This is a genomic window from Streptomyces sp. NPDC020681 (assembly GCF_044334895.1).
Lineage (GTDB): Bacteria > Actinomycetota > Actinomycetes > Streptomycetales > Streptomycetaceae > Streptomyces.
In genome coordinates, this window is the sequence record NZ_JBIRTX010000021.1 from 36120 (window position 1) to 48192 (window position 12073).

10 protein-coding genes are annotated in these 12073 nt (G+C 71.2%); 3 read left to right on the forward strand and 7 right to left on the reverse strand.

From position 1 onward, the window contains the following. Positions 1-25 precede the first annotated feature (25 nt). Positions 26-1033: an aldo/keto reductase gene (locus tag ACH4YL_RS33770; RefSeq protein ID WP_398511325.1), complete on the reverse strand. Its 1008-nt coding sequence runs from the start codon at positions 1031-1033 to the stop codon at positions 26-28. Positions 1034-1284: 251 nt separating this feature from the next. Between ACH4YL_RS33770 and ACH4YL_RS33775 the strand changes: the two genes are divergently transcribed. Next, positions 1285-1515: a DUF6243 family protein gene (locus ACH4YL_RS33775; protein ID WP_398511326.1), complete on the forward strand. Its 231-nt coding sequence runs from the start codon at positions 1285-1287 to the stop codon at positions 1513-1515. A gap of 54 nt (positions 1516-1569) precedes the next feature. On the opposite strand, the gene ACH4YL_RS33780 is transcribed toward ACH4YL_RS33775, so the two are convergent. Further along, on the reverse strand, positions 1570-3000 hold the full coding sequence (locus ACH4YL_RS33780; RefSeq protein WP_398511327.1) for an MFS transporter: 1431 nt from the start codon (positions 2998-3000) through the stop codon (positions 1570-1572). A 101-nt stretch (positions 3001-3101) separates the two neighbouring features. Here ACH4YL_RS33780 and ACH4YL_RS33785 point away from each other — a divergent pair, with 101 nt between their 5' ends. Further along, a complete protein-coding gene (locus ACH4YL_RS33785; RefSeq protein WP_398511328.1) occupies positions 3102-3953 on the forward strand; it encodes a helix-turn-helix transcriptional regulator in 852 nt (283 codons plus the stop codon). 71 nt (positions 3954-4024) lie between these two features. Here the strand turns inward: ACH4YL_RS33785 and ACH4YL_RS33790 are convergent, their stop codons facing one another. From ACH4YL_RS33790 to ACH4YL_RS33805, 4 genes are all read right to left on the reverse strand, one after another. Continuing rightward, positions 4025-5182 carry a hypothetical protein gene (locus ACH4YL_RS33790; RefSeq protein WP_398511329.1) on the reverse strand — a complete coding sequence of 386 codons (1158 nt, stop codon included), beginning with the start codon at positions 5180-5182 and terminating at the stop codon, positions 4025-4027. Positions 5183-5212: 30 nt separating this feature from the next. Beyond that, a complete protein-coding gene (locus ACH4YL_RS33795; protein WP_398511330.1) occupies positions 5213-5920 on the reverse strand; it encodes a dioxygenase in 708 nt (235 codons plus the stop codon). 158 nt (positions 5921-6078) lie between these two features. Then, positions 6079-8541 carry an ATP-binding protein gene (locus ACH4YL_RS33800; protein ID WP_398511331.1) on the reverse strand — a complete coding sequence of 821 codons (2463 nt, stop codon included), beginning with the start codon at positions 8539-8541 and terminating at the stop codon, positions 6079-6081. 73 nt (positions 8542-8614) lie between these two features. After that, positions 8615-10042 (reverse strand): MFS transporter, encoded by a 1428-nt coding sequence (locus ACH4YL_RS33805; protein ID WP_398511332.1) that lies wholly within the window; start codon positions 10040-10042, stop codon positions 8615-8617. Between the two features lie 62 nt (positions 10043-10104). Here ACH4YL_RS33805 and dusB point away from each other — a divergent pair, with 62 nt between their 5' ends. Continuing rightward, positions 10105-11253 carry a tRNA dihydrouridine synthase DusB gene (gene dusB, locus ACH4YL_RS33810; RefSeq protein ID WP_398511333.1) on the forward strand — a complete coding sequence of 383 codons (1149 nt, stop codon included), beginning with the start codon at positions 10105-10107 and terminating at the stop codon, positions 11251-11253. A gap of 45 nt (positions 11254-11298) precedes the next feature. Here the strand turns inward: dusB and ACH4YL_RS33815 are convergent, their stop codons facing one another. After that, entirely contained in the window at positions 11299-12051 is a 753-nt protein-coding gene (locus tag ACH4YL_RS33815; RefSeq protein WP_398511334.1) for a GntR family transcriptional regulator, read from the reverse strand. Positions 12052-12073 lie beyond the last annotated feature (22 nt).

The following is a 12073-nucleotide window of genomic DNA, read 5'->3' on the forward strand; positions in this document are numbered from 1 at the left end:
CCTGGGCGGTTCGCTCGGATCTCGGTCAGCGCTCGCTGTCCAGGTGAGCCATCTGGGCCGTCGGGTAACGGTCGCCCGCTGCCGAGTCCGCCGGGACGGCCTGCTCGATCGCGGCCAGATCGGCGGCGTCCAGCGTGACGTCGAGCGCGCCCAGCGCCTCGGTGAGCCGGTCACGCCGGCGCGCACCGACGAGCGGCACGATGTCCTCGCCGCGCGACAGCACCCATGCGATCGCGATCTGCGCGACGGAGACGCCCTTCTGCTCGGCGATCTTCCGGAGCTGCTCGACCAGGCCGAGGTTGTGCTGGAGGTTCTCGCCCTGGAAGCGCGGGCTCATGCCGCGGAAGTCATTGGGTGCGAGCGCGCGGTCGGCGGTGAAGTGGCCGCTGATGAGACCGCGGGACAGCACTCCGTACGCCGTGACGCCGATGCCCAGTTCGCGCGTCGTGGGCAGGATCCGGTCCTCGATGCCGCGGGAGATCAGCGAGTACTCGATCTGGAGGTCCGCGATCGGGGCCACGGCCGCGGCCCGGCGGATGGTCTCCGCGCCGACCTCGGACAGGCCTATGTGCCGGACATGGCCCGCTTCGACGAGCTCGGCGATGGCGCCGATCGTCTCCTCGATGGGTACGGCGGGGTCGACGCGGGCGATGCGGTAGATGTCGATGTGGCCGGTGCCCAGGCGCTGCAGCGAGTACGCCACGAAGTTCTTCACGGCGGCGGGCCGGCCGTCGATGCCGACCCAGCCCCCGTGCGGGTCGCGCAGCGCACCGAACTTCACGCTGGTGAGCGCCTTCTCGCGGGCGGCGGCGGGCGCGGTGCGCAGGGCCTCGTTGATCAGCAGTTCGTTGTGCCCCATGCCGTAGAAGTCGCCGGTGTCGAGCAGCGTGATCCCGGCGTCGAGGGCGGCGTGGACGGTGGCGATGGACTCGGCGCGGTCGGCGTCGCCGTACAGCGCGGACATGCCCATGGCGCCGAGGCCGAGAGGGAAGACCTGGGGGCCGGTGGCTCCGAGGGTGCGAAGGGAGGTCATGAGGGCTCCTCGGGGAGTGGTGGTGATGCCGCCAACTATGGCATGACGGCTGACAGATTTCAATATCTGTCAGTCATTACTCTGTCAGGGTGGCGTTCCGCACCGGAAAACTGGTGCCCGGCCCTCCTCCGGCGGGGTACCGTCACTCCATGTCTTCGTTCTTCCAGATCTACGAGTGAGAGGGCGGCGGTCAGCTCCCGCCCCCGTCTGACGTTTCCCGAGTCACTTCTCACCCCAATGGGAGAACCCCCATGGCCAAGAGCCGTAACAACCTCCTCGGCGTCGGTGGACAGCGAAAGAAGCTGTCCCGCGCCGACAAGCAGGGCAACGGCCCGGCGCGCAACGCCGACCGCAAGACTGCCGACGAGCAGAAGCAGGAACTCCTCCGCAAGATGCGCGAACGCGCGCAGGCCGCATCGGAGGAGCCGCAGGACGAGCAGCAGCCGCAGGACGCGCAGGAGCCGCAGGCCAAGCAGTCCTGATCCACAGCGATTTCCGGGGCCCGGACCGCATCATGCGGTCCGGGCCCTTCCGCGTCAGCTCAGCGTCCGCGGCAGGCGCAGGCTCAGCAGCGCCGTCAGCGCGATCATGGCCAGCTGGACCAGCAGCGTGACCGTCAGCGCCTGGCGCATCCCGCCCGAAGCGGCCAGCGAGAGGAACAGCGAGCCCAGCGTCGCGACGCCCAGTGCCAGCGCGGACTGCTGGGTCGTGACCATCACGCCGCTGCCCACTCCGGCCCGCTCCATCGGCACCTCCGAGAGCACGATCCGGAAGATCACCGGCAGTTGGAGTCCCTGGCCGAAGCCGGCGAGCGCGACGCCAGGCAGCAGTTCCCAGAACCCCAGGTGCGGCCAGCCGCGCCAGACCGTGAGCACGAGGACCGCGATGCCCAGGCCCTGGAGCAGCGCTCCGGCCGTGACGATCCGCGTGCCGTACCGGACGACCAGCTTCGGCCCCATCAGCGACGCCCAGAAGAAGGCCAGGGCCATCGGCACCAGCGCCAGTCCGGCGGCGATCGCCCCCATGCCGAGCCCCTGCTGGAGCGCCACCGCGATGACGAACATGAAGCCGCCGAAGCCGATCGAGAAGGGCAGGACGAGGGCGAGGCCGCGGCGCAGGGAGTCAAGGGCGAACAGGCTCGGCGGCACCAGCGGCGTACGGCCGCGGCGGTCCGCGCTGCGCTCCACGCGGTAGAAGGCGACCGCCGCGATCGGGAAGATCGCCAGTGCGATCCAGGTCCACAGCGGCCAGCCCGCCGCCCGGCCCTCCGTCAGTGGCGCCAGCAGGGTCAGCAGGGCCACGGTCAGCAGCAGCGTCCCGGGGATGTCGACGGGGGCGGGGTTGGCCGCGCGGGTCTTCGGGACCGAGCGGACCGCCAGCACCAGGCCGATGAGCACCACCGGCACATTCACCAGGAAGATCGCCCGCCAGCCGGTCCCCGCGATGTCCGCCGCGACCAGCACACCGCCGAGGATCTGCCCGGCGACCATCGAGAGCCCGGCGGTCGCTCCGTACAGGCCCATCGCACGTGCCCTGCGCGATCCTGCCGTCGCGGACTGGATGGTGGCGAGGACCTGCGGCAGCATCAGCGCGGCCGCGGCGCCCTGTGCCACCCGTGCCCCGACCAGCGTCCAGGCGTCCGGTGCGAGTCCGCAGGCGAGCGAGGTCAGTCCGAAGGCGGCCATGCCGACGAGGAAGAGCCGTCGGCGGCCGTACATGTCGCCGAGCCGTCCGCCGAGGACGAGCAGCACGGCGTACGAGAGCCCGTAGCCCGCGACGACCAGTTCCAGCAGCGCGGGGCCCGCGGCCAGGTCGTGCTCGATCGTCGGCAGCGCGACATTGACGATAAAGAAGTCGATCAGTGGCAGAGCGGCGCCGAGCAGTACGGTGAACAGCCCGAGCGGGCCGAGGACGGGTGCGGCGGCGGCTCGCACGGGGACTGAGGGAAGGACTCTGGTCTCACTCACGTCCTCGACGATCGCTCTCCCCGTAGCCTGGTACCAGAGTGTCTTTATCCTGGTACAAGCACTACCTGGCAACGGCCCGGCCCGTTCGGCACCCTGGGGGTATGACCACGATGGCCGAGGAGACCGACGTACGCAGGCACGAGCTCGCGGACTTTCTGCGCAGCCGCCGTGAGCGGATCACTCCCGAGCAGGTCGGCCTGCCGCGCGGCCGCCGCCGGCGCACTCCGGGCCTGCGCCGCGAGGAGGTCGCCCATCTCTCCGCCGTCGGCGTCACCTGGTACACCTGGCTGGAACAGGCCAGGGACATCCAGGTCTCCCCGCAGGTCCTCGACGCCATCGCCCGCGCCCTCCTCCTCGACCCCAGCGAGCGCACCCATCTCTTCGCCCTGGCAGGGGCCACGGATCCCGCGCCCGGCACTCCCTGCCCGACGGTGACTCCGTCCTTGCGGAAGATGCTCGAACAGCTGGAGCCGATCCCGGCCTGCATCCAGAACAGCCGGTACGACATCCTCGCCTACAACCGCACGTACGGACGGCTGTTGTGCGACCTCGACACGCTGCCGCCCGAGGACCGCAACTGCATGATCCTGGCCTTCACCAACGACGACTGGCGGGCCTCGGTCGCCGAACTCGGCGATGCCAACCGGATGATGGCGGCCAAGTTCCGCGCCTCGATGGCCGAGCATCTTGCCGAGCCCGCGTGGAAGTCGCTGCTGGCACGGCTGGAGAAGTCCCCGGAGTTCCGCGAGGTGTGGGCGCGGCACGAGGTGGTCGGCCTCGGCGGCCGGAACAAGCTCATCCGCAACGCCCATGTCGGGCTGCTGCGCCTGGAGCACAACAACCTGTGGCTGGGGCCGAGCGCGGGCCCGCGCCTGATCAGTTACGTACCTCTCGACGCGGAAAGCCGCGAACGGCTCGAGAAACTCCATACGTTGGCGCTCGCCGCGGTCTGAGCGCGCATGACCGTCCGCGGATCCGGGCCCGGACCGTGGCGTGTGGTCCGGGCCCGGGTTCGGTGTGCCGGTCAGCCCGTGAAGCGGGTCACCGCCGGGACGAGGTCGCCCTGTTTGGCGATGCCCACGGTCCACAGGTCTGCGGAGTTCGGCACAGTGGTGAACGCTCGCACCACCACACCGGGGTCGGCTGCCTTCTCCCAGCGGCGCTGCTGTGTGTCGAAGCGCAGGGCGAGTGAGACGGCGCCCTTGCCGCCGACCGCCCACAGTTTGCCGTCCCCGGCCCTGCCGACGGCTCGAAGCCGGCCGTCGGCGACATCGGGTGTTGTGGTGTCGGTCCACTTCTTGCCGTCCCAGTGCACCGCGTAAGGCCGATCGCCTCCCTCGGCCGTCGAGCCGCCCACCGCCCAAATGTCGTCGGCACCCAGTGCGGTGATGCCGCTGAGCCAGTGGTGCTCGTCCTTGGCGGCGGTGGGCGCGGCGACCCGCGTCCAGGAGGTGCCGTCCCAGTGCAGCAGCAGGGCCGTCTGCGCTGTGCTGTCGGTGGCGAAGGATGTGCCGGCCGCCCATATGTCGTCCGGTGCGACGGCGGTGAGGCTGGTGAGTTCGCCTTTCCCGACGTCGGGCAGGGTCTGCCGGCGCCAGGCCGTGCCGTCCCACGCCTGGACGGCGGGGACGCCGCTCTTGATGCCCTGCGGCACCGCGCGGCCGGCCGTCCAGGCCTTCCCGTCGGACGTCGTCACGACGGCGTCGGGTGTCATCCGGCCTACGGGGTCACGGGCGAGATTGCGCGTGGTCCAGGAGGTGCCGTCCCAGTGGACCGCCGTCGCGCCGACCGCCCAGATGTCACTGGCCGAACGTACGGCGAGCGCCTGCGGGAAGCTGCCGCCCGGCAGCGTCGACTGCTGCGTCCAGGACGTGCCGTCCCAGTGCAGGGCCAGGGCCTCCAGCTCGGTGTCGCTCTTCAGCCGGTAGCCGACGGACCAGGCCTGCTTGTCGCTGAGCGCGGCCACGGCGGTGATGTCGCCCTTGGCCACCGGGACCGCGGTCGACTGCCACTGTCCGGCGACGCGCGCCGGTGCGGCCGCCGCGTCCTTGGCGGCGGGCGCGGGTCCGGCCCAGCCGGTGCCGGCGGCGATCAGGCCCCCGGCCGCGATGGCGCCTGCGGCCAGCGCCGCCACCAGCGGCCGTCCGAGGTGCAGGCGCCGGGATGACGTGCTCGTATTCATCACGGAAATCCTTGAGTGATCGGCGGTCGGCTACTTGGCCGTGGTCTGGATGACGAAGTCGAAGGCGCCGGTGTATCCGCCGCCCTGCGGGCCCGCGAGCGTGATCGTGCAGGCCCGGTTGAGGAGCCGGTCCGCGGCGTTGAGCGCGGCGAAGTCCCGGCCGTACGCCTGGGTGTTGTCGGGGAAGTACAGCTGGGTGACGAGCACCGGTCCGCCGGGGGCCTGGACCTGGGCGTGGATGTGGGGAGCCCGCTGGCCCCAACGGCCCCAGTAGTCCCGGGGGATGATCGTCGCGAGCCGGAACGCACCCCTGCTGTTGGTGTACTGGTGTCCGCGCAGCGAGAAGCCGGTGGTGTCGTAGTCGCCGTTCTGGTCGCACTGCCAGAACTCGATGAGCGACCCGGGCAGCGGCTTGCAGGCGGTGTCGTAGACGATGCCGCTCAGCTCGAGCCGCACTCCGCGGATCGCGGGGGTGATGAAGTCCGTCCGCTCCGGGGACTGCGGCTTGAAGAGCGGGCCTTCTGCCGCCGCCGGGGTCTCATGACCGTCGCAGGCGGGCGTGACGGCCAACGGGCGGCCCGCCGCTCGTGCCTCCTGCACCGGGCTCACCGGTGCCGCCAGGGCGGAACCGGCCGCGCTCGTCGCCACCAGGGCGGCGGTCATTCCCGCCGAACTCGTTCTGATGAACGCCCGCCTCGAGCTCGTGTGTTCGCCGCCCGCATCGTGGTCGTGCCGCATCGCGTCTCCTTGCCGGATTCGACTTGCTCGGCAGGGCATTCCGTGGGGGGAAGAAACCCGGATCCACGCCGACGGGTCCTTGGAATGCCCTGTTCCGGGTCAGCTTGGCCGCTGCGGCGGGCGGGCGGATCGATCGGATGACCGTCGACTTCGTGACGTTACGAAACCTCGTGTGCGGAGCGCCGCCGGGTTGTGGCCATCCACAGGGCGATCTGGGTACGGGAGCGCAGGCCGAGCTTGTCCCGGACATGGTCGAGGTGGGTGGAGACGGTGCTCGCCGACAGGCCGAGGCGGGCGGCGATCTCCCGGTTGGTCAGTCCCTCGGCGACCAGTGCGGCAACGCTCATCTCCCGCTCGGTGAGCGGAGACCGGTCCGCCTGAGCGGCGTCGTCGGTGCCGCCGAGTGCGTACGTGAGCAGCCGCTCCCAGCGCATCCGGCGTCCACCCGCCACCGCCGTGTCCCGCGCCGCCGGGGTCAGCGCCGCCGCCGCGCGTGCCGATGCCTCCTCCACCTGCCGCCGCCACTCGGTCTCCGGCTCGGTGTCCATCCGCCGGCGCGCCTGCGCTGCCGCCGCGAACAGTCGTAGCGACCGCTTCATATCGCCCCGTTCGGCCGCCACGAGGGCAAGCCCTTCGAGCGGATAGAGCGCGTGGAAGCTCTCGCCCGGCACGGCGCGAAGCCCCTCGGCGAACAGACCTTCGGCCGCGTCGAGATCGCTCAGCGCGAGCCGTATCGCACCCGCGGTGTGCAGTGCCGCTGCCGACTGGCACCAGGGCGAGCGCCCCCGGAGCTGCGGCAGGCAGGAGGCCATCAGCGCATCGCCTTCCGCCGCCTTGCCGACATGCAGCAGTGCCCAGGCCAGGTGATGCCTGCACCAGGCCGTGTCGCGGGGGTCGGCGAGCGTGGTGACGATGTCCAGGCACTCCGCGAAGTCGTCGACAGCACGCGAGAATTGGCCGCCGCACAGCCTGGCGGCCGCCCTCGCGTCGAGGGCGCCCGCGAGAGCGGCGGGAGAGCCGCGACGACGCTCGACGGCCACCGCCTGCTCCGCGAAACGCAGCGCCGCCTCGTGGTCGGCCTGCTGGCAGGCGGCGCGGGCGGCGAGCGCCAGGGCCGCGCCACTGCGTCCGGAGCTGCTGTCCTGTGCCAGTAGGCCGGACAACAGCGAGCGGGCGGCCGTCGGTTGCTCCTGCTGGAAACAGACCCGCGCCAGTGCCAGGACCAGCCGGGCGTGTGAGGTGGCGTCCCCGTCACCGGCGGTGTGGGCGAGTGCGGCCGCGAGGTTCTCCCGCTCCTCGGTCAGTGGCCCGCCCATCTGGTCGGCGAAGACCTTCTCCGCTGCTGCCTCGGCAAGCCCGCTCAGCCAACCGACGGCCCGCTGCCAGGTGTCGTGCAGCTCGCCGGAGTCGGTCAGCCGGTCCAGGGCGTAAGCGCGGATGGCGCTCAACTGCCGGAATCGCGCCGTGCCTTCGGTCTTCGTGCCCGGCAGCCGCACGATCAACGACTTGGCCTCCAGTGCGCACAGCACACGCAGGACCTGCCCCGGCTGTACGGAGCCTGTGGCGCAGACCGCGGCCGCGGCCGCCGCGTCGAAACCACCGGCGAGGACGGAGAGACGGCGCAAGAGTGTCTGCTCCTGCGCGTCCAGTAATCGATGGCTCCAGTCGATCGCGGCGACCAGCTCCCGATGACGCCCCGGCCCGGTCCTGCTGCCGTCCGTCAGGAGCGAGAGCTGGTCGTCGAGACCGGCCAGGATGTCGCTCAGCGGGAGGGCTCCCGTGCGGCGCGCGGCGAGTTCGATGGCCAGAGGCATGCCGTCGAGACGGCGGCAGATCTCCGCGACGGCACGGGCGTTGCCCGACCGGAGCGCGAATCCCGGTGCGGAGCTCGCGGCGCGCTCCACGAAGAGGCGTACGGCGTCGGCCTGGAGCACGGCTGCCGGGTCGTCCTCGTCGGCGGCCGGGGACAGGGACAGTTCACCGACGCGGAAGACGACTTCGCCGGGCACGCGCAGCACTTCGCGGCTGGTGGCGAGGATACGCAGCCGGGTGCACCGGCTCAGCAGGGCGGCGGCCAGCCGGGCGCACGGCTCCGCCAGGTGCTCGCAGTTGTCCAGAATCAGCAGCAGGGAACGGTCGCCCAGGGCATGCGCGAGGGCGTCGACGCCGGTCCGCCCGGCACGCTCGCCGATGCCCAGCGCGGCAGCCACCGCCTGGGGCAGCCTGGCCCCCTCATGGAGTGAGTCCAGCTCGACCAGCAGGGCTGCCCGGCCATCCCCGCCGCCGCGCAGACCCGCCGCGAACTCCAGCGCGAGGCGGGTCTTGCCCACGCCGCCCGGTCCGGTGAGGGTCAGCAGCCGCGAGGACTTCACCAGGGTGCGCAGCTGGGAGAGTTCGCGACGGCGGCCCACGAAGGAGTCCAGCGCCTTCGGCAGCCGGTTGCCTTCCAGCCGGGTCGGGCCTCGTCCGGGCTGTGCCGCGCGGCGGCGGAAAGCGCGCTGACGGCAGGCGGCGGAACAGTAGCGGGCGGGCCTGCCGCCCTGCTCCGGCTCGTGTCCCGGACGCCGGCCCCTGCCGGGCAGTTCGGTCCCGCACATCTCGCACGCTCGCGTCGGGCTCATCCGTCGAATCCTTGCCCACCGGACTCCGTCGGCACCACCGTCTCGGGCGAAGGTGAGCCACGCCCCACGGTTCCTATGCGTCGGCTGTGAACGGCGACTGCTCACGGTCCGGCGTCTGAAGCCGCTCGGCGGTGCGCCGCGCGGTCTCCCGCGCCCAGGCGCCGCTCGTCAGCGCCCCGACCACCAGGACGCACAGACCGCAGCCCGTGATGATCCACCAGGCGGCACGGCTCGCCTCGACGAAGCCCGTGGTGTACGTGGTCGTGGACAGACCGGCGGCCAGTACGGCTCCGATCACCGCGACGCCGAGCGTCTGCCCGATCTGGCGGCTGGTGGAGGCGACCGCCGCGGCCACGCCCGCCTGGGCGCGCGGCATTCCGGAGACGGCGGTGTTGGTGATCGGCGCGTTGACCATGCCGAAGCCGAGCCCGAACAGGACGTAACCCGCGAACAGCAGCGTCTGCGAGGTCTCGGCCTCGAACGCGGCGAACAGCACCCCGCTCGCCGCCATCGCAATCCCGGCGATCAGCAGCGAAAGACGCGGGCCACGGCTGCCGACCAGCCGTCCCGACAAGGGTGCGCAGACGAAGGTGAGGCCCGCCATCGGCAGCATGTACAGGCCCGCGTCCAGCGCGGACAGACCGCGGACGTCCTGCAGATAGAGCGTGTTGATGAAGAGGAATCCGCCGAGCGAGGCGAACGCGCACACCGCTATCACGGTGGCCCCGCTGAACGGTGCGCTGCGGAAGAAGCGCAGCTCGATCAGGGGCTCGGCGCGCCTCGGCTCGTACAGCAGCAGTCCTGCCAGACAGAGCGCGGCGACCCCGGCGAAGACGAGGTCCGTCTCGATGATCGCGTACGTGAGCGAGCCGAGCAGGCCGATGACCAGGAGCTGGCCCACGGGGTCGGGGCGGCGGGCCTTCGGAGCGCGGGACTCGGGGACGTAGCGCCAGGTCAGCAGCAGTGCGGCCAGGCCGACGGGCAGATTGACCCAGAAGATCGAACGCCAGCCGACCGAGTCCACGAGCACGCCGCCGACGAGTGGTCCCGCCGCCATGGAGATGCCGACGACGCCGCCCCACACGCCGATCGCGCGGGCGCGTTCGCGCGGGTCGGTGAAGGTGTTGGTGATGATCGACATCGCGACCGGGTTGAGCATGGAGCCGCCGACGGCCTGGACCATGCGGAAGACGACCAGTGATTCGAGGTTCGGCGCCAGCGAGCAGAGCAGCGAGCCGAGCGTGAATATGACGAGCCCGGCCTGGAAGACCTTGCGGCGGCCGATCCGGTCGGCGGTGGATCCGGCGAGCATCAGCAGCGAGGCGAGCACCAGCGTGTACGCGTCGATCGTCCACTGCATTCCGGCGACGGTGGCGCCGAACTCCTGGCGCATCGCCGGCAGCGCGACATTGAGGATGGTGTTGTCGAGGCTGACGATCAGCAGGCTCATACAGCAGATCGCCAGCACGAGGAGCCGCCGCCGTTGTGTGAGCTCGGACATAACGCGGATGGTACGGCTCACTAACGACTCCTGTCGTACGCCACGTACGCGACAATGGACCGATGACCACGCTTGCCCCGTCCGTCCCGACGCTCAAGATCGGCCCGCACGCCGTACAACCGCCAGTGGTGCTCGCGCCCATGGCCGGCATCACGAACGCGCCCTTCCGCACGCTCTGCCGGGAGTTTTCGGGTGGCAAGGGGCTGTTCGTGAGCGAGATGATCACGACGCGGGCGCTGGTCGAGCGCAACGAGAAGACGATGCAGCTGATCCACTTCGACGAGACGGAGACGCCCCGGTCGATCCAGCTGTACGGCGTGGATCCGGTGACCGTCGGCAAGGCCGTCCGCATGATCGTCGACGAGAACCTGGCCGACCACATCGATCTGAACTTCGGCTGCCCGGTCCCGAAGGTGACCCGCAAGGGCGGCGGCTCGGCGCTTCCGTACAAGCGGCCGCTGCTGCGGGCGATCCTGCACGAGGCCGTGACCAACGCGGGCGTTCTGCCGGTGACGATGAAGATGCGCAAGGGCATCGACGACGACCACATCACGTTTCTCGACGCCGGGCGCATCGCGGTCGACGAGGGTGTCACGGCGATCGCTCTGCACGGGCGTACGGCCGCGCAGCACTACGGCGGCACGGCGGACTGGGACGCGATCGCGCGGCTCAAGGCGCATGTCCCGGAGATCCCGGTGCTCGGCAACGGCGACATCTGGTCGGCGGACGACGCGCTGCGGATGGTCCGCGAGACCGGGTGCGACGGGGTCGTGGTGGGGCGCGGCTGCCTGGGGCGGCCGTGGCTGTTCGGCGATCTGGTGGCGGCGTTCGAAGGCGTCGGCTCCTATGCGGCTCCGACGCTCAAGGAGGTCGCGGCCGTGATGCGGCGGCACGCGGAGCTGCTGGGGGAGTGGATCGGCGACGAGGCGCGCGGAGTGATCGACTTCCGCAAGCATGTGGCCTGGTATCTGAAGGGCTTCTCGGTGGGCTCCGAGATGCGCAAGAAGCTCGCGATCACCTCGTCGCTGGCCGAACTGGACGCGCTGCTCGGCGAGTTGGACCTGGACCAGCCGTGGCCGGCGGGCGCGGACGGGCAGCGTGGCCGTACGTCGGGGAACAACCGGGTTGTCCTGCCTGAGGGTTGGCTGAAGGACCCGTACGACTGCGCGGGTGTGAGCGAGGAAGCGGAGCTCGACACGAGCGGTGGGTGACCACTGGGGCCTGCCCCGGGCCCGGTGCTTCGCCCGGCGCGAAGCTCACGCGTCCAGCTTGCCCGCATGCCGTGAAAGCGGGGCGGTGTCCGCCGAGTTGCTGACGCTGAACGTCACGCTGCCCGCCACATAGCGGTCGTCCGTCCACTCGATCGGCCGGCCCGTCGCCGTGGTCGTCAGATGCCGCTGCCGCAGCAGCGGACTGCCGCGGCGGACCCTGAGCATCCGGGCGTCCACGCTGCCCGCCGCCACCGCGTCGATGAGGTGTTCGCCGTAGTGGGCGACTATGCCGTGCTCCTCGGCGAGGCTGTTCATGATCGACACGCAGTCCTCGGGCAGCGCCTCCACCGCGGGCGCGGCCCACTCCGCGTACGCCGTGCGCTCCAGCATCGCCGGTTCGCCGTCGAGGAGCCGCAGCCGCAGTACGTAGAGGATTCCGGACCCTGTCGGGACCGAAAGACGCGAGGCTTCCGTCGGTGTCGCGGGGCGGCGGGAGCGGGTCAGGATGCGGCTGGAGACCTCGTAGCCCATCGACTGGGCCCACTGCGCGAAGCTGTTCAACTCGGCGAAGCTGTGCCGTCGTTCGTGGCGGAGCACGATTCTGCGCGCACCCTGCCGTGAGCCGATCAGGCCTTCGGAGGCGAGCACGGCGACGGCCTGGCGCACCGTGCCGCGGGACGCGGACCAGCGGTCCGCGAGGTCGCTCTCGGACGGGAGCTGAGCTCCGACCGGGTACTCGCCGCCGAGGATGGACCGCCGCAGCGCCTCCGCGATCTCCAGATAACGCGCCGTGCCCACGCGAACGCCCTCCGTGCCGTGA